The sequence below is a fragment of the Mucilaginibacter inviolabilis genome, assembly GCF_011089895.1.
Taxonomy (GTDB): domain Bacteria; phylum Bacteroidota; class Bacteroidia; order Sphingobacteriales; family Sphingobacteriaceae; genus Mucilaginibacter; species Mucilaginibacter inviolabilis.
Genome location: NZ_JAANAT010000001.1, coordinates 47028 through 68531, shown reverse-complemented (window position 1 = coordinate 68531; position 21504 = coordinate 47028). Strand labels below are relative to the sequence as shown.

Below are 21504 nucleotides of genomic sequence, written 5' to 3'. Positions count from 1 at the left end.
CATTTATAAACCCTGTATTAATTATTAAAGTTTGCTGTATGTGTAAGGTTGTACCCTCATATTTTGTAAATGCTATTGATCAGCCACTAAACATAGTAAGTGTAACCGATACCCATATGCATTAATGACAGGATACCTGCGTGCGGTCATGCAATTTATTGACAGTGTAAAATAGCGTACTAATAACCACCTAAAACCAATAAAACCAAAACTTACTAAAACGAGAGTGAATATGAAAGAATAACAGACAAAACCAGTCTGGTGACAGACGCCCTTCCCCCTCATTTAAGGTTTCCTCAAAAAAATTAAGTAACGAAAGTTGCACGGGAATCCTATTGCCAATTTTTTAAACCTAATTAATACCATAAACAAAGAATATGAAGAGAAAAGCTTTAATTTTTAGCGTATTCAGAAGCACATCGCTGCAATTAGCGCTTATTTGCTTTTTACTGACCGGTGCTTTTGCAAGCGTTAGTTCAAAGCCTGGGGCTACGCCAATGAAAACAGCCGGCAGTTTAAAAACTGCAGCCGATATAAAAATAACCGGTCGCGTTATCGACGAGAAAGGCTTACCCCTACCCGGTGCCAGTATACGGGTAAAAGGTACAAAAGCGGGTACTACTACCGATATTGACGGTAAATACTCCATCACGGTACCCGACAATAATGCTGTTCTGGTATTTACAACTATTGGGTATACCGCACAGGAAATACCGGTTAACGGACGTAAAACCATTGATGTTCAATTATTAAACAATGCTAAGGACCTGAACGAAGTTGTGGTAGTAGGCTATGGAGCTCAAAAGAAGCGCGATGTAACCGGTGCGGTAACCTCAACTAATTTAACCAACGTTACCAAGACTCCCGTTTTTGGAACAGCCCAGTTACTGCAGGGTCAGGTAAGTGGTGTGCAGGTTACGCAAACCAATGCACAACCAGGTGCCAGTTTTAGCGTGCGTATCAGGGGCACCAACTCCATTACTAACAGCAGCGAGCCTTTATATGTAGTTGACGGCTATGCCGGCGCAGATATATCTGCCATAAACCCTAATGATATTGCTACTATGGACGTATTGAAAGATGCATCTGCAGCGGCTATTTATGGTAACCGTGGCGCCAATGGCGTAGTTATTATCACTACCAAAACCGGTAAAGCAGGCCAAAATAATGTTTCGGCCGATGTATACTCCGGTGTTCAAAGAGTAGGCAAAATATTAGATTTGATGAATGCATCGCAATTTGCTGTATATCTTGACTCGGTAACGGCCTATAACAATGTGGGCTCAAAAACACCAAAACCACTGCCCTTTACCCAGGATCAGATCAACAGCTTAGGCGTCGGTACCAACTGGCAAAAAGAGTTATTTCGTACAGCTCCCATTACCAATGCCAACCTTTCTATCAGTGGTGGCAGCGAGCTTACCAAATACCTGGTAAGTTTTAGTTACTTTGATCAAAAAGGTATCATCCTTAATTCCGGATATAAAAGAGGCACCTTGCGTTTTAATTTCACCCATGACATCAGCAAAAAACTATCATTTGGCCTTAACTCCCAAGTATCTTATGATCAGCAAAACATCGCTAACGTAAATACAAGCGGTGGTGCCGGTGGTGGTACATTGCTTGATGCCTTACGGATAAGCCCTACTATACCGGTTTATGATGCTAGCGGCGCGTTCACTTTTCAAAATGGCCCTACCGGATATGCGGATATATTGGGTAACCCTATTGCGGCAGCTACCTTAAATACCGATGTTGACAACTCCCTGCGCTTGTTTATTAATGCATATGGCGAATACCAGATAACAAAAAACCTGAAATTCAGGTCGAGCTTTGGTACTGATGACCGTTTTGAGAAAGAAAGGATCTTCAGACCAAACACCACTTACCTGGGCTTAACCACCAATGGTTATTCATCAATCATTAATCCTTCTAATCTGGATTGGTTAAATGAAAACACGTTAACCTATAATGCTACTTTCAATAAAATACATACCATAACCGCGTTGGCAGGTTTTACCTATCAAAACTCCCAATACAGAGCCAGTACAGCAACGGCACAATCATTAACTACCAATAACTTAGGCACAGATGGTTTAGGTGCGGGTACCAGCTTAAATGCCACATCAACTGCCAATGGACGCCGACTGGCATCATTTATAGGCAGGGTAAATTACAGTTTGATGGACAGATATTTATTAACTGTGTCTGTACGTCGTGATGGTTCTTCCGCTCTGGGTGCCAATAACCGCTGGGGTACATTTCCGTCAGGCGCATTGGCCTGGAGGGTATCAAGCGAGGAGTTTATGCAAAACATCAAAACCATTAGTGATTTAAAATTGCGTTTAGGATATGGTATTGTGGGTAATCAGAGTATCCCTGTTAATTCACCTTATGCGCAGTATGCTTTGAATAGCTATGTTCTTAACGGCGGCCGTAGTGTAGGTTTTTCGCCCAATAATATTCCAAATGATAATTTACAATGGGAACAGACCCGGTCATACAATATTGGTGTAGACCTAGGTTTATTGAACAACCGAATTACCTTTAATGCGGACGTGTATGATAAAAAAACCACTAAATTATTGTTCCAGCGCCCTGTACCCTCTACAACCGGTTTTACCACTTTTCAGGACAACCTGGGTGCCATGAGCAATCGCGGTATTGAGTTGGCTTTAAATACTACCAACATCAGCAGCCAGTTTATAAAATGGACTACCGGTATCAATTTTGCCAAAAACATCAATAAAATATTAGATCTGGGTGGCCCTCAAAGCGTACTTACCGGTACTGTAAGCTCCAGCTTATATCCGGGCGGTCAAAACTCATCCATACTGCAGGTAGGTAAGCCTATCGGCTCATTTTATGGCTATGTGTATGATGGTATATGGCAATCAACACAGCAAATTGCCGCAAGCGGAATAACCAATGCTGTTAAACCGGGCGATCCGCGATATAAAGATCTGAATGGCGATCATATCATCAACGCGTCTGACCGTACCATCATCGGTAATGCTTTACCAAAATTCACTTACGGTTTTAACAGTAATTTAACTGTTGGGCAGTTTAACCTGTTTGTATTGATACAGGGTGTTTATGGCAATAAGATCATGAACGAGAACAAAATTGAGACCGAAAACGGAACTACCAACGATAATAAACTGGCTTATGTGTTAACCAGAAGCTTTGGTATGCCGGGCTCTGATAACTCCTTGCCAAGCGTGGGTAGTACCTTGCGTCGCAGTTTAGGTCCAACCAGTGATATATTAGAGAATGGGAGTTATTTAAGATTTAAAACTATCACTTTAAGCTATAATCTGCCATTGCCAAAAGTGAGTAAGGTATTTAAATCTGCCAGCGTATATGTAACGGGACAAAACTTGTTCACCATTACCAAATACTCAGGTTATGACCCGGAAGTAAATACTTATGATACGGCAAGCGGTAACTATACTTCATTAGGTACCGATTATAACCCGTATCCAAATATCAAAACCTACACTTTGGGCTTAAGATTAGGCATGTAACCGGTAATTATTTAAACAGAGAAAATCATGAAAAAGATATATATATTATGTGCTTTGGCTGGATTAACTTTTTCTTCCTGCAAAAAGCTGTTAGACGAAAAACCAACCAGCGTTTTAACCAATACCAACTTTTATCAAAGTGCTGCCGATGCGCAGGCAGCGGTTGTAGGCGCTTTAAGCCAGTTACAGCCCCAGGCTTACTATCAGCGTACGGTTTATATTATGGGTGAGCTTTCTGGCGATTGTCTTATCCCCCTGCTTACGCAAAATCAGGAGCGTATTGATATGTACAAGCTAACTTACACTCCATCAAACATCGAAATAAACAACTGGTGGGTAAATAGCTACAAACTGATCAGCAGGGCCAATGATATTTTGGCCAACGTACCCAAAATCACCATGGATGTCCCTACCAAGAACAACCTATTGGGTAACGCCAGTTTTTTACGCGGCATGGCTTACTTTGACCTGGCCAAAAGCTTTGGCGATGTTCCATTGATCACACATCCGGTGGTTGACAAAAACGATCCGGATTTTTCTCCGTCAAGAACAGCGGCAAGCAAAGTATACGCTCAAGCTATTGCCGATCTGTTGTTTGCCGAAGCTAATTGTTTATCAGAAGATAAAATATCATCGGCTAATAAAGGGATGGTATCATCAGGTGCGGCATCAGCTATGCTGGCCCGGGTTTACCTGCAAAGGGCTAGCACCACCTTTGCCGATCCGAACGACAATCAGAATGCCCTTGCCGAATGTAATAAAGTGATCAATTCAGGCCTTTACAAACTGATGCCGAATTATACTGACGTTTTTAACTGGGATATCAAATACTTCCCACAGCAAACAGAACACATTTTTGATGTGCAGTTTGGCAGCAATAACACCACTACCACACAAAATATAACCGTGCGTATGTTTACACCGCTGGCCGGTGGCGGTTCCGGATCATTTGTGGCTAACCCTTATGTGTTCAACAATCTTTATTTTGGAGCCGATGTAAGAAAAGCCTGGAACGTAACCAACAAAGTAACCGATTCAAAAGGAGTTACCACAACCGTTTCTCCCTGGATCAGCAAATATAAAGACCCGCAATGGGTACAGGGAAGCAATAACTCCCGCATGAACTGGATCATACTGCGTTATGCCGACGTATTGATGATGCAGTCAGAAGCCATGAATAACCTTAACCCAGGCGATCCTGCCAAATTTAACGGGCTAAATACGGTGAGGGACCGAGCAGGTTTATCTGCCGTGCACTTAAGTTTGGCTAATACGCCTACACCTTCGGCTTTTATTGATACGTTGGTAAAAGACCGCGCCCGTGAACTTTGCGTAGAAGGGCATCGTCGTTGGGATCTGATCAGGTTGGGTCGCATTAAACAAGTTGAACAGACGATTAATGGTTTTACCCTTCCGGATAATCTGTTGCTGCTACCCATACCCCAACCAGAGCGCGACGTAAATCCTAACTTAACTCAAAACCCTGGATATTAATCATGACATACAGACACATCATCCTGTTTCTGTTAATACCCCTATATTTTACCGGCTTTGCACAACGCAAAGCCGGTAAAACTGTTTTTATATTGCTTGATGAGCAAGTGCTTAAGCAATGTAAACAGCAGTATCAAAATAAAGACACGGCTATGGTAGCTCAGGTTAGCAACCTGATTATTCATGCCGATAGCCTAATAAGTGCAGGCCCTTACTCGGTAACCTTTCATAAAACAAAACTGGCTCCCAGTAATGATAAACACGACTATGTGAGCCAGGCGCCTTATTGGTGGGCCGATTCCTCCAAAAAAGACGGTAAGCCATACATCCGCAAAGATGGCCGCCGCAACCCCGAAATTTATTTATTGCATGATGGCAGCCAGATGGGCAGCTTATGCAATAGCGTAGAGCAGCTCACCCTGGCCTGGTACTTTACAGGTAACGAAAAATACACACAGAAAATTAAAAGCTTACTGCAGGTTTGGTTCATAAATGCCGATACCAGGATGAATCCCAATTTAAACTATGCACAATATATTCCCGGGCTTAATGATGGCCGGGGTATTGGCATTATTGAAACCACGGGATTAACCGTTATCCCCGATATGCTTGCCCTGCTGCAACCAAGCAAAAACATCGATAGTGGTTTGGTAGATGGTATAAAACAGTGGTACAAACAATACCTGGATTGGCTGGTAACCAGTAAAAATGGCAAATCGGAACATAGTCAGATCAACAATCACGGTACTTATTATGACCTTCAGGTAGTTGATTTTGCTTTATTTACCGGCAACCCGGCTTTAGCCAAACAAACCCTGCAGCAAACCACTATCGCCAGGATCGATCAGCAATTTACACCTGATGGTGCCATGCCGCTGGAACTCATCCGCACCAAATCATGGGGCTATGCCAACATGAACCTTTGGGGCTGGTGCCGCCTGGCTAAAATGGCGACGCTGGTGAATGTAGATCTTTGGCATGAACAAACCATCGACGGCAAAGGCATCAAAACGGCCATCAACTGGCTCATGCCTTACGCGCTTAAACAAAAAGCATGGACTCATGAGCAAATTGAGCCAATTACCTATGGTACATTTACCCGTATCGTTCGTAGCGCTGCAGCTGTTTATCCGGATGATAACTTCAAACAATATTTAAAAGAACACCCAATAAAAAATCAGTTAAACGATATCAATTAACAGGTTTTTAATCTACTTATGAAAAAAACAGTATTATCCCTTTTAACTTTTATTAGTGTTTTTGTTCAGTTGAGTTACGCCCAGCAAAAAACAAGACTTACCGGTAACTGGGAGTTTTTGAAGCAGGATATCGGTAGCGTGTGGGAAGCCGTTCGTCCGGTTACACCCGGCAATCCTGAGAGTGTACCGGTCTGGCAAAAGGTAAGCCTGCCCCATTGTTTCAACGCCCGTGATGCTGTTGATCCGGATATCAATTATTACCAGGGGCCGGGTTGGTACCGCACCCAATTGGATATCAAAAACCCTTATGCCAATGGTCATGCCCTGCTACACTTTGAAGGCGCCGGGCAAAAAACCGAGGTATATGTATACACCACCAAAGTAGGCGCTCATTTGGGTGGCTATGATGAATGGACAGTAGATATAACCCAGGCAGTAGAAGATTTCAAAAAAACAGATGTATACCAGAAAAGATTTAAAGGTCGTATACCAGTGGAGATCAGGTGTGCTAACTCCCGTGATCTGGAAACCATTCCCTCACAATTATCCGATTTTAATGTTTACGGCGGCTTGTACCGTTACCTGAACCTGGTTTATGTTCCAGCTGTTTCGCTGGATAAAATATTTGCTTCGGCTCAAACCGATAAAGAAGGTAAGCAAGGCGAGCTTCAGGTTAAAGCCAGATTTTATAACCCTGCTAATAGCTCAGCAGCTGATTGTTTGATCAAATTAATCGATCCTCAAGGTAAAGTTGTTGCGGATAAAACTTTCCAACTCAATAGTTTAACCGGTGATGTTTCCATAGGATCATTTCAGTTAAAAAGGCCAAAGTTATGGTCGCCTGCCGATCCTGCTTTGTATACGGTTGAGGTATCTGTAAAATCGGGTGATCAGGTTGATGTGCAAACCGAAAAAGTAGGTTTCCGCAATTTTGAATTAGCGGATAACGGCCCCTTCTATCTGAATGGAAAACGTTTGTTATTACGCGGTACACATCGTCATGAAGATCAGGCTGGCGTTGCCGAGGCTATGACCGATGATATGATGCGCCAGGAAATGCAGATGATGAAAGATATGGGTGTTAACTTTATCCGTTTAGGGCACTATCAGCAATCCCGTACCATATTGAATTTATGCGATAGCCTGGGTATACTGGTTTGGGAAGAAGAACCCTGGTGTCGTGGAGGTCTTGGTGGCGAAGGTTATCAGAACCAGGCCAAGCAAATGATGACCAACATGATTGAGCAGCATTTTAATCACCCGGCCATTATTTTATGGGGATTAGGTAATGAGAATGATTGGGAAGGTGATTTCCCGGTGTTTGATAAAGAAAAGATCCGGGAATTTATGAAAGCACAGAATGACCTGGCCCATCGTTTGGATCCTTCGCGCAAAACTACCATCAGGCGTTGTGATTTCTGTAAAGATATACCCGATGTGTATTCTCCCTCTATCTGGGCAGGCTGGTATCGTGGCTTATTCACCGAATATAAAGCCACATCCGAAGAAGAATTTAAAAAAGTAAAACACTTTTTCCATGCCGAATGGGGTGGCGACAGTCACGCCTTGCGTCATTCCGAAAATCCGGATAAGGCATTGAGCAATATCAAAGCGGGAACAGGCACCGACGAACGCCTGGGCGATGCATCCCTGTACGGCGGAGCAGCCCGCGCCTCTAAAGATGGTGACTGGAGCGAAAGCTACATCTGTAACCTGTTCGACTGGCACCTGAAAGAACAGGAAACCATGACCTGGCTTACAGGTTCAGCGTTTTGGATCTTTAAAGACTTCTCCACTCCCATCCGCCCGGATAACCCTATCCCCTACATGAATCAGAAGGGTGTGGTTGAACGCGATCTTACACCAAAGGAATCGTATTACGTTTTTCAGTCTTACTGGACGGATAAACCGATGGCTCACATCTACGGTCATTCCTGGCCAGTACGCTGGGGTGATGCAGGTGAAGAAAAGATGGTAAAAGTATACTCCAATTGTGATAATGCCGAGCTTTTTGTAAACGGTAAAAGCTACGGTATAAAAAAACGCAACAGTCAGGATTTTCCAGCGGCTGGTTTACGTTGGATGGTGCCTTTACAAGCGGGTAATAATGATATCAAAGTAATCGCCCACAAAGGCAAACAAACCGTTACCGACCAGATCAGTCAGCAATACCAGACCGAGAAATGGGGTAAACCGGCCAAAATTGTGATCGAAAAAGTGAAAGATGAAAACGGTGAGGCCACTATACAAGTAAAATTACAAGACAGCAAAGGTGTACCATGTCTTGATGCTGTAAACTGGATAGTGTTTTCCTTAACCGGCGATGGTACCTTGATAGATGATCTGGGCACCTCACGGGGTTCGCGCAAAGTACAAGCCTATAATGGCCGCGCCTTGATCAGCATAAAAACAAACAATGGCAAAAGCGTGGTGGGTGTTCAATCGCCGGGCTTACCAACCGCATTTATTAATTTATAAGCTATGTTTAAAATACGGTATCTATTATTTCTTTGTTTGCCATTACTCCTAATAAGTTGGCAAACAGATACAGGATTACCTGTTAAACAACAGGTAACAGCTACTTTAAAAGCCGATATACTAAAAGAAGCTTCCTGGGCCCTTCAGCAGGCGCCTGTAACCGTTACTGCCGAAACCTGCCCACGCAGTTCGGGAGGTAAACATGATTTCTATTCCGAAGGCGATTACTGGTGGCCAAATCCACAGGACCCCAACGGACCGTACATACAAAAGGATGGATTGACCAATCCGCAGAACTTCACAGCACACCGTCTGGCTATGATCCGTTTTAGCCGGATCATTGGAGCACTAGCATCGGCTTATCAAATCACAGGCGATAAAAAGTATGTTAAACAGGCAATCTGGCATTTGAAAGCCTGGTTCATCACCCCCGAAACCAAGATGAACCCTAACCTGCAATATGCACAGGCCATCAAAGGTGTAGCCACCGGTCGGGGTATTGGTATTATTGATACCATACAGTTAATGGAGGTGGTACAGGGACTGGAGACCATGCAAAACTCCCCTCTTGTTGATCAGCAAACACTGGCAGGTATCAAAAGCTGGTTCAGCCAATACATTACCTGGCTTACCACCCATCCATATGGTAAAGACGAAATGAATGCCAAAAACAATCATGGTACCTGCTGGGCTATGCAAACCGCTTGCTTTGCCAAATTTACGGGTAATAAAGAGGTCATGGATTTTTGCCGTAACCGCTTTAAAGAAGTATTACTCCCCAGTCAGATAGCAGTAGACGGTAGTTTTCCTTTAGAGCTTAAACGCACCAAACCTTATGGCTATTCGATATTTAACCTGGATGCCATGACCACCCTATGCCAGATACTGAGCGATAAAAACGATAACTTATGGACCTACCAAACACCCGATGGTCGCTCCATCAAAAAAGGGATCGAGTTTTTATATCCCTTTTTAAAGGATAAAAATACATGGCCCTACGCTCATGACGTAATGCACTGGGAAAGCTGGCCGGTGGCCCAACCCTCCCTGGTATTTGGCGCGGCGGCTTATGATAATGCCGCTTGGCTCGATACCTGGAAAAAACTGGATCATGCTCCCACAGACGAAGAGATCATCAGAAACTTACCGGTAAGGCACCCGCTTATCTGGCTCAATTAAAAACTATAAAAAAAGCCCGGTTCAATTGAACCGGGCTTTTTTTATTAAACCAATGCTGCCGAACTAAGCTTATACCGTTCTATCGACGATTTGAAAACTTCCCTGGCTACCTGTGTTAAATTTTGCCACTCAAAACCACCATAAATACTATCAAATTCTATCTGTTCAACCCGCCTGATCACCTCGGTCAATTCATTTTCTGGCAAGGGAATTACGTTGGGATAGCTGTGCATAAATGCTACATGTTTTTTGCTTTTGGCCACATAGATGCTATCACCGGCAAGCAATGTGCCGTCTGCTGATAGGCCTGGTACTCGCAGCACGCTGCTACCGGGAAAATGGCCACCGGTATTGATGATGGAGATACCATCCCATAGCTGCCGCTCGCTTCCCTGCCAAAATCTAATGCGTGGGCCTTTGTTAAACATCCATTGGTCATCAGCAGCATGGATATAAACCGGGCAGTCAAATACCTGTGCCCATTCGTTCACATTGCTGTAAAAGTGAGGGTGCGAAAAAGCGATGGCTTTTATTCCTCCTTTTGAGCTAATAAAATCAATGATCTCCTGATTAAGTAACGGGATGCAGTCCCATAAAATATTTCCCTCAGGCGAAATTACCATTAAAGCCCTGTTTCCGAGCGCGAATAATGGTGTTACCTGCAAGGAGAAAAGCGTGGGGCTAAGCTCTCTGATCAATACCTGGTGATTAGCCGTTATTTCGGCTGAATTAGTCCAGTTTTGACCATCCTCGGTCAGGTATTGCCGATCGTCATTGCATATCGGGCAAAATTCAGGTGACGATAATGTTGTTTTATATTGTGTACCACAGGTACAGCAAGTGTTTTTTAGGTGTTCGCTAATATCTCCGTTCATATCTGGTTAGATTAATTACGATCTAATTTCGGACATTGCTGGACCATTCATGTAGTCCAGATATTCCAAACAAAACAGTCCAGACATTAATGTATTAATCGATAGCATGATCGGTTTCGATATCCTCTCCCTTCCACACCTTTTTGGCAGTCCAATCCTCATCAGCTTTTTGCCAAAATTCATCAGATGATGGTAAGCCCAGGATCAGGAAAGCTTCCGAACAAAGGTAAAGGCTCCCGGTAGAGATATATCCTTCACCAATATCGGGTTGGTGTCCGTACAAGCCAACCTGTAGCCAGCCTTGAGCATCAAAAGTGCCAGGGGCTTCCACTTGCCTTTTGACGAGCGTATACAAAGCCGCCCTCACCTGCTGAGGTTTTATGCCACTGGGCAAAGCCTGCATCAACGCTATTTTTGACAATAACTGAAAAGCGCCAAAACGATAAGCCAGCGAACGGCCGATGGGCGGATAAGTACCCTCGGGAGATATTAACCGTTCCTGTATACCGGCATAACGGCGGGCGCGTTTTAATGCTGTATCATAAGTATTCTTTTGGTCGACACCAGCGTCCTGCAGCGTTTGCAGCACATCCAACAACATGGGTTGTATCACAAAACTATTGTAATAATCCCAATGAAAATCGGCACCGTCACCATACAGGCCATCACCCTTGTACCAGAGTTGGTGTTGTTTAATAGCATAATCCATCCGCATCCTGTCGCCATAGTTATCAAATTTCAGCAAGGCTGCTTCAATAGTAGCACTGAACAATAACCAATTGTTGTATCCCGGTGTAATAACCCGTGTTGATTTGAACGCGGCAATAATATTAGCTTTGGTTGGTGCATCCAATGGATCCCATAACTGATGTGGCGCGCGTAATAAGGCCTGTGCCAAAAAGGCGGCATCAACTACGGGTTGAGCGCCTTTGTTAAAATTCATAAAATCGGCGCTATTGGGGTCGGTAGCGTTGTGAAGGGCCAAACGCGCCAGGTTGATATACTTTTTGCGTAATATACCTTCCGGGGTTTGGGCCGGACCTAATTCCAGCCAGGGTGCCATGCCCGCCAGTAAGCGACCAAATGCTTCCAGGTAAGTATAATTTTTACGATCGCCGGTTTTAGCTTCCACCGGCATTTGCTGTTTGAGCTCATTTTTACTCAAGGTGATCAATACCGGATTGGCTATTTTCACCAGCGATTTAATCAGGTATTCCCGTTCCTTTTGACCGGGATCATTATTTACCGGCGATTGGGCCATCACTATACCTGATAACGACAGGCATAGCATCAAACAAAAAAATTGGTTACGCATTACAGGAGTTTAATTTTCGGTTTTACCGGGGAACTTATCAAACAAAGCTTTTAGCTCCTTTGCTTTTTCAGGATACTCCTGGATAACATTGGTGCGTTCACTCGGATCGTATGACAAGTTAAACAATTCTATTTTAGATTCCTGTGCCTGGTTTAATATGCCACCATTGGTATTGGCCGATTTTACTTCACGGTACTTCCAATCGCCTTGCCTTACGGCTTCGCAGATTCCGTTGTTTACATAATAGATCTCCCGGTGTTTTGGATGACGCCCACCTTTGCCCAACAACACATCAGAGATAGATTGACCGTCGAGTACCCGCCCTTTGGGCAAAGGAGCATTTACCCATTGTGCCAGCGTTGGTAATACATCCAGGTTGCTTACCATGCTGGTGATGGATGCGCCAACGGGGGTGTGGTTTTTCCAGTAAACGATAAATGGTTCGCGTACGCCGCCTTCATAACTTTGCCCCTTGCTGCCGCGGAAAACGCCTGCGGTACCCGCATCCCAGGGCTTGGTAGCCCCATCACCCGACATACGTGACGGAAACTCGATCCAGGGCCCGTTATCGCTCGAAAACATAAATATGGTATTATCGGCCAGGCCCTGTTTCTCCAGCTGTGCCCAAACTTCGGCTAAACTGGCGTCGAGCTGTTCCACCACATCACCCAAGTGACCACCATCGGAGCGGCCTTTATTTTGCTGCGATGAAGCAAAGGCAACCGGCAAATGCGGTACATTATGCGCCAGGTACAGGAAAAATGGTTTGCCTTTCTTTTGCTCTTTGATGTACCGGATAGCCTCGTTTTTATACAGATCGATCAGGGATGAATCGGCCGGTTTGATCACTTCCGGTTTATGTCCCCTGAATATTTTAAGTGTCGTATCCGTTTTAACGTATGGATACTTATAGTCATGGCTGTACAACATACCATAATAAGAGTCGAAACCTTGTGCCATGGGATGGTTATAAGGTTTATGATCGCCTAGGTGCCATTTACCAATCATGGCAGTTTTATAACCCACAGCCTTCAGCATTTCGGCAATGGTTACTTCCTGATCGGGCAAACCTAATTCCGACCCCGGAGGTATGGGATAAGGCAGGTTCATCCGCGAAGCATAACGCCCCGTTAACAACGATGCCCTTGACGGCGTACAGCTTGGACTGGATACTACATAATTGGTTTCACGAACACCTTTTTGAGCCATTTTATCCAGGAATGGTGTTTTGATGACCGGGCTTCCGTAACAGCTCAGGTCAGAATAACCCATATCATCGGCTAGTACAAAAATAATATTTGGCCGCTGCTGCGCTTTGGCATTTAGGGTGATAAAAAGTAATACAAGCCATATCAGCTTGGTAGATATTTTGCCCGGGAAAAGTCTCATACAGGTTTGTGTAATTTATCCAAAGTAACCGATTGACGTTTTACTTTGCAAGCGGTATCTGTTATTATTTTTGTTACAATGATTTGATCTTGTTCCAGTCGACCACGCCAACTTTTTGCGCCCATTGCAGGTATTCGGCTTCGAGAGCTTTTACTTTATCGGGATATTTGGCCGCGAGGTTATTGGTTTCAGACCGATCGGCATCCAGATCATACAACTCCCAGGGCTGGTCAATTTCGGCAACCAGTTTCCAGTTCCCTTTTCTGATGGCCCGGCTGCCTTCATGCTCCCAGAAAATAGCATCGTGGCCATTCCAGGGTTTGTTAAGCAGTACGTTTTTCAGACTGAATCCTTCCAGCGGTGTCAATTGCCTGTTTTTGAATACCTGCGGATAAGTAACACCCGCCAGATCAAGACAGGTAGGCATCAAATCGATAAAATGGGCGGGTTGCGTATTGGTACTGCCCGCTTTTATAACACCTGGAAACCAGGCAATAAAGGGCGTTGCGATGCCGCCTTCGTGCGTATTTCTTTTAAACAGCCTGAACGGCGCATTACTCACATTGGCCCAGGGAATTTCGTAACTGTCAATGGAATTTACCGAACCGGGTGTGCCATTCTTTTGTATTACGGTCGACAGGCTTTTTACCTCATCGGCACTGCCGCCATTGTCTGATGCAAAAAGTACAATGGTGTTTTTATCTTTCCCCAATTGTTTGAGTTTGTCCATGATCTCACCTATACCCGCATCCATCCTATCAATCATGGCCGCGTAAATAGCCATACGGGTACCCCATTTATCTTTTTCTTCGGGCAATAGTGAGTCCCATGCTGGTGCCCGGCTGTCACGATCGGATAGCTTCCAGTATTTTTTGATGATACCGCTGGCCACCAGTTTTTCGTAGCGTTGTTTACGCAGTTTATCCCAGCCTATCAGATATTTACCTTTGTAACGGGTAATGTCCTCGGGCAAAGCCTGGATAGGCCAGTGCGGAGCGTTGTAGGCTACATATAAAAAGAACGGCGACTTATCGGCCTTGATCTCTTCTAGCGATTGTTTAGCGAAATCGGTAATAGCCTGGGTTAAATATTTGGAAGTATCATTCCGGGTGATCTCCCTATCATTCAGCATAAAGGTGATCTTGCTGCCATCGTTATATAGCGGGGCCGAATTAAAATAGCTGCTGCCATTGTTCAGCATGGTAAACGATCTATCAAACCCGCGGTTAAAAGCCAATGCCGATGGTTGTAAACCCACATGCCACTTGCCCGATACAATAGTATTGTAACCTGCGTTGCTCTTCAGCAATTCGGCAATGGTAGCACAGTGATCATTCAGATAGCCCTGGTATGCCGGCGAACCTTTATACTTTACCATATCGCCCACACCAGCCTGGTGCGGATATAAGCCGGTTAATAGCGATGTGCGGGATGGGCAACACCTGCCGGCATTATAAAACTGGGTCATTTTCAAACCCTCGCGGGCGAGTTTATCAATGTTGGGCGTATGGATCTCGGAGCCAAAACAACCCAGATCGGCAAAACCCATATCATCAGCTAAAATGATGACGATATTGGGTTTGGCTATTTGCTCTTGCGCGAAGGTAATGCCCGGGAGCAGGAATAAAACAAGAAATAGTAAACGTTTCAATGGTGGTGGTGGTTATTATCTTACACTAAATGTCAATTCGAACGAAGTGAAAAATCTAATACACCGGGATATAATAGCGTATAAGATTTCTCCTCGTTCCTCGTTCGAAATGACAGGAGGAAATATGATGACTACTTGGTTTTCGCGATACTTGAGGTGGTCTGATTAACCACTGCTTCAACCTGGGCAACTGATGAAAAACCTTGTTTTTTCCAAACCTCTTTTTTGTTTTGATACAGCACCAGGGTTGGCAGTACATTTACTTTCAATTCTTTGGCCAGAGCGGTATTATCGTACACCTCGATACTGATGATCTTTGGGGTAAAACCGGTTTTGGCTTTCAGCGAATCCAGTACAGGTACCAGTTTTTTGCAGGCGCCGCAATATCTCGAACCAAAATCAACCAGTACCAGTTGTGATGAACCAGTCAGCTCGGTAAACTGTGCCTTTGTTAAAGAAACTCCTTTTCTAGTAGTCGAAATAATAGGATAACCAGAACCGATCCAGTTGGCTAAACCACCCGGAAGCTCTTCTACATCTTTAAATCCTTTGGCGCGCAATTCGTTGGATAAAACCTTGCTGCGGCCGTTGGCAATGGAGTATACAAAAGTTGGTTTGTCCTTAGAAAGCGCATCCAGGCGCTGCTGATAGTCGGCGGCTTTAGCATCTACATTAACAGCACCCTTGATATGGTTCTGCACAAATTCTTCGCCCGAACGTGCATCCAGTATCTGCGCACCTTTAGATTGTTTAAGCTTGGCCGCAAAGGCCTCCAGTGATAACAGGGGTTTATCGATTTGGGCTTGCACATGGGCAATCCCCGTGGCGGTTACGATTACCGCCAGCAAAAAGCTTCTTATTTTTTTCATTTTTTTAGTTTAGTATCTATTTAGTATCAAGTAATTAGTATCAGGTATCAAGACAGAAGTTTATAAAGGCGAAGAATCAGACTTACGAAGTTTTGAAAACTTCGTAAGTCTTTAAGCAAGGGCTAAAACGCTCTACTGACTACTCACCATTCACCACTCACTTCTCTCCCACCTTATTCGTTATTTTCCAAATGATGGATCCTCTTATTGATGACATCATCGCGGTCAATAAAGGGGTAGATATTGTTCTTTTTAGCTTCGGCATCAAACAGGTCTTTTAGCTCCTTCAATTTTTCGGGATATTTTTTGGCCAGGTCGATACGCTCATTAAAATCCTCGTTCAGGTTGTACAACTTCCATACATCCTTATCATAGTTGCGCTCCGGGAGGGTTTTACCTTGTGGAAAATTGAGCAGATCGATATTATCCGGACGATGCGCGGCTTCGGCTTTCCAGCCATCTTTATAAATGGAGCGGGAAGTGAAGATGTAATAATACTGTTTGGTATGCAGTGTGGGCGCCTGCGCATTATTAAACGAACTGAACAAGGATTTGCCCTGCAGTGTATCCTGTTTAATACCCTTAATATACTCCGGCAACTTTAAACCAGCGGCCTCAATAGTGGTTGGGAATATATCCGAAACGTGACCATATTGTGTACGGATGCCACCTTTCTCCTTGATGAGTTTTGGATAATAAATGATCAGCGGATTGTGCGTGCCACCTTCGGCATCGGCATCAGATTTCCAGTATTTGAACGGTGTGTTGGCAGCCTGAGCCCAACCCAGTGGGTAATTGGTTGAAGCTTCCGGCGTACCGATAGATTCATAATCACTCTCGTTCTTTTGGATATAATCGGCCTCCGCGGTAGTGGTTGGTGATAGTTTTGGATTGATCACACCATGATAGGTTCCCTCCTTACTGGCGCCATTGTCTCCTATCATTACAAATACCAGTGTATTATCAAACTGACCAGATGCTTTCAGGTAACTGATCACCCGGCCAACCTGGTGGTCGATGTAAGTAAGATATCCTGCATAAACTTCCATAAAACGGGCGTACAGTTTCTGCTGGGTCGGTGGCAAACTTTTCCAGGCTTGTATGCGCTCATTACGCTCGGGCAGCTTGGCATAAGCAGGAATGTAACCGGCCTTTTTCTGGTTTTCAAAAACCTTTTCGCGGTATACGTCCCAGCCTTCGTCAAATTTTCCTTTGTACAGGTCGCTCCACTCCTTGCTTACCTGGTGAGGCGCGTGGGTGGCGGCGGGTGCATAGTACAAAAAGAAAGGTTGATCCGGTGCGGCTCTGTGCGCAGCATCAATATAAGCAATGGCTTTATCAGTGATCACCTCATTCAGGTTACGGCCATCGGGCTTGATCTGGAAATTGTCCTCCACCAAATGCGGCGGGTTATACTGATCGGTAGCCGATTCCAGGAAACCAAAGTGGTGGTTAAAACCCTTCCCGGTTGGCCAGCGATCAAACGGACCAACGGCCGTGGTATCCTCATCGGGTGTTATACCCCATTTACCAACGGCAAAAGTGCTGTAACCATTCTCGCGCAGATTTTCGGCAATGGTACCTTTATCCGGTGGGATCCGGCCATCATATCCAGGGAAACCGGCTGCGGTTGAGGCATGCGAAAAATTACCCACATGTACATAATGATGGTTACGACCCGTTAACAGCGACGACCGTGTCGGCGCGCAAATGCCCGCCGTATGGAAATTGGTATAACGCAAGCCATTATTAGCCAGCGTATCAAAGTTGGGTGTACTAATCAATCCGCCAAATGTGGCCGAAGCTCCGAAACCAACATCATCCAGCAATATCCAGACAATATTTGGCGCGCCTTTAGGGGCTTTAAGTGGTTTGGGCCACCATTCCTTTGATTCGGCCAAGGTTTTGCCTATTACCCCTTTATAGGTTGATGGGGTTGATGGCGGAATATTGGCTGGAGCCACAGGGCCGTATTGCGCCGCGGCCGGCAGCGCAAAACCCAGGGCAACTATTATTGCCGCGAGCGTTTTTTTGTGTGTTTGTTTCATATAGATAGGTTTTATATTGATTTATGTTAATCGACTCACCCCAACATCGCTGCGCTTGTTGACCCTCTCTTCAGCTTCGCTGGAAAGAGGGGTTTTCTCTTGTTTTTTGTCATCCTGAGCGCAGCGAAGGATCTATTTGTAGATTATGCAAATCGTATAACAGATACTTCGCTGCGCTCAGCATGACAAATTATTCTTTTATTTTATCCTTGCTCCTTGTTCCAAAAATCTTTACTCCCTCAAAAGTCTATTTCTTATAATTTTGATGGATCCTTCGGTGATACACATCGTACCAATCGATAAACGGATACAGATTGTTCTTTTGGGCCTGCTCTTCAAATACCGCTTTGAGCTCTTTTAGCTTTTCAGGATATTTTTTGGCCAGGTCGATGCGCTCATTAAAGTCATCATTGAGGTTATACAACTCCCATACATCGTCGTCAAAGTTAATATCCGGAACATTTTTGCCTACCGTAAAATCGTTCAGCTCCACATAATCCGGGTGGTGTGCCGCCTCGGCTTTCCAGCCATCGCTGTAAATGGAGCGCGAACCAAATATGTAGTAATGTTGCAGTTTGTGCCGATTTGCTGCCTCCGGATGATCAAAGGAATAAACCAGCGATGTACCTTGCAGCGTATCCTGTTTTATGCCTCTGATATACTCGGGCAATTTAATACCGGTAAACTCCAATGTAGTTGGCAATACATCAATCACATGACCGTATTGCGTGCGGATGGTTCCTTTGTCTTTAATGCCTTTTGGATAGTAAACAATAAGTGGGTTACGGGTACCGCCTTCCGAGTTGGCATCCTGTTTCCAGTATTTGAACGGCGTGTTGGCCGCCTGCGCCCATCCCAGCGGGTAGTTGGTGGAAGCCTGCGGCGTGCCGATATCGTCAATATCCTCGATGTTGGTTTTCAGATAAGGAGCCTCGGCAAGTAATTTAGCCGAATTCTTTTTAGGGTTGATCTCGCCATGTAAGGTACCTTCTTTACTGGCTCCGTTATCCCCAATGATCACAAACACCAGGGTATTATCCAGCTGACCGCTTTGTTTCAGATAAGCCAGCAAACGACCAACCTCGTGATCGGTATAAGTTAAATAACCGGCATACACTTCCATAAAACGGGCGTACAATTTTTGCTCGGCCGGTGGAAGCGATTTCCAGGCAGGGATACGGGTATTGCGCTCAGGCAATTTAGCGTAAGCAGGTATGATGCCCAGTTTTTTCTGTCTTGCGATTACTTTTTCCCTGAAATCATCCCAACCAGAATCAAACTGACCTTTATACAGATCGCTCCACTCCTTAGCTACCTGGTGCGGCGAATGTGTTGCTCCCGGTGCGTAATACAGGAAGAAAGGTTTATCCGGAGCTGCTTTATGCTGGCGGGTAATATAAAAGATAGCTTTATCAGTGATCTGCTCGTTCAGGTGGCGGCCATCCGGTGTTGCGTGGGCGTTATCTTCTACCAGGTCGGGTTTGTACTGATCCGTTGCCGAACCCAGGAACCCAAAGAAATGATCAAAACCTTTGCCCGTTGGCCAGCGATCAAACGGACCGGCATCGGTAGCGTCCTCATCGGGTGTTAAACCGTACTTTCCTACAGCGAAGGTATTATAACCATTCTCCCGTAATATTTCGGCTACCGTTCCTTTATCAGATGGTATGCGACCATCATAGCCTGGGAAACCAGCTGATAAAGCGATGTGCGAAAACCCACCTTCGTGCACATAATGGTGATTGCGCCCAGTGAGCAGGGCCGAACGCGTTGGCGCGCAGATGCCTGCTGTATGGAAATTGGTATAACGCAAGCCGTTATTGGCCAGCGTATCAAAATTAGGCGTTTTAATGATACCGCCAAAGGTGCTTGTAGCACCAAAGCCCACATCATCCAATATAATCCACAGCACGTTTGGCGCACCGGCAGGCGCTTTATGAGGCTCGGGCCACCACTCCTTTGAATCATTAAGCGTTTTGCCTACCGTGCCGCCAAATGGCTGGGTATTTTGCGCCTTTACGCTTTGCAAACCAAGTAGACCGATAAGTACGGCTACAGGCCATATTTTACCACCACCCGGTTTAAAATACTGGGGTGGTTTTGGGCTGAGTACTTTTAAATGTATCATAATATGATTTTCGTTTAGATGTTCATTATTAATAGTTCTTTTACTGAATGTATTAAAGTCACTCAAAAGACAGTAATTCAAAACGGATGTCATGCTGAGCTCCGTCGAAGCATGGTGGGTAGGCCTCTGCGCGCGCCCTTCGACAAGCTCAGGGTGACATTCCTTCTTTATTGTTTCATTCATCATGTCTCTATTGTACCGGGAACCCAGCTTTGGTTAAACTGTCAAGCGCTCCTATATTATAGCTTAAATGATAGCCCAGCGTTTGCAGGGAATCAGCTGCTCTGCCGCTCCGGTTGCCGGAATGACAATAAAGATAGATGGATTTATTTTTATCCAGCTTCCTGATCTGATCGGCAAAATCGGCCGATTTGATATTGATATTTGCTGCGTATTTCAGATGTTTCTGGTTGTACTCTTCAGGAGTACGCACATCTACCAGGTAAGCTTTACCTTGCGCTACATCGTCAAGCAGTTTCTTTTCTACTGATGGTGTTACCGCTATTTTACCCGAATGGGTTTGTACGTACGCCGTCTGTTGTGCCCGTAAAACGGTATTTGTCAAAAACATCAGTAGGGTGATGATGATTAATTTTTTCATATATCTTTTTGTGAGCAATTAGTTATCAATTCAATTTTATAAAAGACATGTCATTGCGAGCGCAGCGCGGCAATCTCATAGAATACAGGGCCGTTCTGCATTGTTCGCGATTGCTTCGTCGTTCCTCCTCGCAATTACATGAGGAAGAAACGTTATGGATAGCTCCGTCGAAGCATAGTGGGCAGGCCTCTGCGCACGCCCCTTCGACAAGCTCAGGGTGACAGGCCCGTTTGAATATCTTATCTTTTTAATTTCACTCCGCATAACTTGACCTGAATTTGATGCCCCATTTACCATCTTCCTTGGTGAGGATATATAAGGACTCAAAATGGCCTATCAGGCTCCCATCGGCCCGATACCGCGAAAATTCCGTATCCACATGCACCTTATCTGCCGAAGCCTGGATAATGTTACGGTGATCCCACTGACTATGATCCCAGCCGGTCTTTTTTAGCTCGCCAAACACTTTGGCAGAGTCGCGGAGGCCTGCTTTTTCCAGTACCGACATTTTGCCACTGGCCAGGCGATAATGCGGAAACTGATAAGTACGCTCCCAACCGGCCAGATCTTTGGCGTTAAAAGTTGCCATGTACTCATCAAGCACCTGGAACACAGCTGCCCTTACTCTCGGGTCAACCGCGTGCGAACCCTGATCAGTTGCCGATGACTGTGCAAAGAGCGTAGTTAATCCGCTGATGAACATTACAAAAACGACAATTATTCTTTTCATAGCATTGATATTTAATTATTT

At 44.8% G+C, this 21504-nt stretch carries 14 protein-coding genes; 5 read left to right on the top strand and 9 right to left on the bottom strand.

Annotated features, from left to right (window positions below; translation table 11 throughout):
- Positions 1-377 precede the first annotated feature (377 nt).
- Genes G7092_RS00250 through G7092_RS00230 form a run of 5 tightly spaced genes read left to right on the top strand, consistent with a single transcriptional unit; the run spans position 378 to position 9877 of the window.
- Positions 378-3527: a SusC/RagA family TonB-linked outer membrane protein gene (locus G7092_RS00250; RefSeq protein ID WP_166085020.1), complete on the top strand. Its 3150-nt coding sequence runs from the start codon at positions 378-380 to the stop codon at positions 3525-3527.
- Positions 3528-3554: 27 nt separating this feature from the next.
- Positions 3555-5021, top strand: coding sequence for a RagB/SusD family nutrient uptake outer membrane protein (locus G7092_RS00245; RefSeq protein WP_166085018.1), 1467 nt, complete (start codon positions 3555-3557; stop codon positions 5019-5021).
- 2 nt (positions 5022-5023) lie between these two features.
- Positions 5024-6220: an alginate lyase family protein gene (locus G7092_RS00240; protein WP_166085016.1), complete on the top strand. Its 1197-nt coding sequence runs from the start codon at positions 5024-5026 to the stop codon at positions 6218-6220.
- Between the two features lie 18 nt (positions 6221-6238).
- The gene (locus G7092_RS00235; protein WP_166085014.1) at positions 6239-8698 is read left to right on the top strand and encodes a glycoside hydrolase family 2 TIM barrel-domain containing protein; all 2460 of its coding nucleotides are present in this window, start codon (positions 6239-6241) and stop codon (positions 8696-8698) included.
- A gap of 3 nt (positions 8699-8701) precedes the next feature.
- A complete protein-coding gene (locus G7092_RS00230; RefSeq protein ID WP_166085013.1) occupies positions 8702-9877 on the top strand; it encodes an alginate lyase family protein in 1176 nt (391 codons plus the stop codon).
- 44 nt (positions 9878-9921) lie between these two features.
- Here the strand turns inward: G7092_RS00230 and G7092_RS00225 are convergent, their stop codons facing one another.
- From G7092_RS00225 to G7092_RS00185, 9 genes are all read right to left on the bottom strand, one after another.
- Complete coding sequence (locus G7092_RS00225; protein ID WP_166085011.1) at positions 9922-10752, bottom strand: MBL fold metallo-hydrolase; 831 nt, start codon at positions 10750-10752, stop codon at positions 9922-9924.
- Between the two features lie 94 nt (positions 10753-10846).
- Positions 10847-12067 carry a DUF2264 domain-containing protein gene (locus G7092_RS00220; RefSeq protein ID WP_166085008.1) on the bottom strand — a complete coding sequence of 407 codons (1221 nt, stop codon included), beginning with the start codon at positions 12065-12067 and terminating at the stop codon, positions 10847-10849.
- A gap of 9 nt (positions 12068-12076) precedes the next feature.
- Entirely contained in the window at positions 12077-13456 is a 1380-nt protein-coding gene (locus tag G7092_RS00215) for a sulfatase-like hydrolase/transferase (RefSeq protein ID WP_166085006.1), read from the bottom strand.
- Positions 13457-13529: 73 nt separating this feature from the next.
- Complete coding sequence (locus G7092_RS00210; RefSeq protein ID WP_235953744.1) at positions 13530-15107, bottom strand: arylsulfatase; 1578 nt, start codon at positions 15105-15107, stop codon at positions 13530-13532.
- A 131-nt stretch (positions 15108-15238) separates the two neighbouring features.
- Positions 15239-15976 (bottom strand): thioredoxin domain-containing protein, encoded by a 738-nt coding sequence (locus G7092_RS00205; protein ID WP_166085004.1) that lies wholly within the window; start codon positions 15974-15976, stop codon positions 15239-15241.
- A 173-nt stretch (positions 15977-16149) separates the two neighbouring features.
- Positions 16150-18024 carry an arylsulfatase gene (locus tag G7092_RS00200; protein WP_166085002.1) on the bottom strand — a complete coding sequence of 625 codons (1875 nt, stop codon included), beginning with the start codon at positions 18022-18024 and terminating at the stop codon, positions 16150-16152.
- 247 nt (positions 18025-18271) lie between these two features.
- Positions 18272-20152 carry an arylsulfatase gene (locus G7092_RS00195; RefSeq protein ID WP_166084999.1) on the bottom strand — a complete coding sequence of 627 codons (1881 nt, stop codon included), beginning with the start codon at positions 20150-20152 and terminating at the stop codon, positions 18272-18274.
- 190 nt (positions 20153-20342) lie between these two features.
- On the bottom strand, positions 20343-20753 hold the full coding sequence (locus tag G7092_RS00190; RefSeq protein ID WP_166084997.1) for a rhodanese-like domain-containing protein: 411 nt from the start codon (positions 20751-20753) through the stop codon (positions 20343-20345).
- Positions 20754-21006: 253 nt separating this feature from the next.
- A complete protein-coding gene (locus G7092_RS00185) occupies positions 21007-21483 on the bottom strand; it encodes a DUF6841 family protein (RefSeq protein WP_166084995.1) in 477 nt (158 codons plus the stop codon).
- Between the last annotated feature and the right edge of the window lie 21 nt (positions 21484-21504).

Excerpts from the sequence above, each read along its gene's own strand:
- G7092_RS00250 (WP_166085020.1), top strand. The coding sequence starts at position 378 with ATGAAGAGAAAAGCTTTAATTTTTAGCGTATTCAGAAGCACATCGCTG.
- G7092_RS00245 (WP_166085018.1), top strand. The coding sequence starts at position 3,555 with ATGAAAAAGATATATATATTATGTGCTTTGGCTGGATTAACTTTTTCT.
- G7092_RS00240 (WP_166085016.1), top strand. The coding sequence starts at position 5,024 with ATGACATACAGACACATCATCCTGTTTCTGTTAATACCCCTATATTTT.
- G7092_RS00235 (WP_166085014.1), top strand. The coding sequence starts at position 6,239 with ATGAAAAAAACAGTATTATCCCTTTTAACTTTTATTAGTGTTTTTGTT.
- G7092_RS00230 (WP_166085013.1), top strand. The coding sequence starts at position 8,702 with ATGTTTAAAATACGGTATCTATTATTTCTTTGTTTGCCATTACTCCTA.
- G7092_RS00225 (WP_166085011.1), bottom strand. The coding sequence starts at position 10,752 with ATGAACGGAGATATTAGCGAACACCTAAAAAACACTTGCTGTACCTGT.
- G7092_RS00220 (WP_166085008.1), bottom strand. The coding sequence starts at position 12,067 with ATGCGTAACCAATTTTTTTGTTTGATGCTATGCCTGTCGTTATCAGGT.
- G7092_RS00215 (WP_166085006.1), bottom strand. The coding sequence starts at position 13,456 with ATGAGACTTTTCCCGGGCAAAATATCTACCAAGCTGATATGGCTTGTA.
- G7092_RS00205 (WP_166085004.1), bottom strand. The coding sequence starts at position 15,976 with ATGAAAAAAATAAGAAGCTTTTTGCTGGCGGTAATCGTAACCGCCACG.
- G7092_RS00200 (WP_166085002.1), bottom strand. The coding sequence starts at position 18,024 with ATGAAACAAACACACAAAAAAACGCTCGCGGCAATAATAGTTGCCCTG.
- G7092_RS00195 (WP_166084999.1), bottom strand. The coding sequence starts at position 20,152 with ATGATACATTTAAAAGTACTCAGCCCAAAACCACCCCAGTATTTTAAA.
- G7092_RS00190 (WP_166084997.1), bottom strand. The coding sequence starts at position 20,753 with ATGAAAAAATTAATCATCATCACCCTACTGATGTTTTTGACAAATACC.
- G7092_RS00185 (WP_166084995.1), bottom strand. The coding sequence starts at position 21,483 with ATGAAAAGAATAATTGTCGTTTTTGTAATGTTCATCAGCGGATTAACT.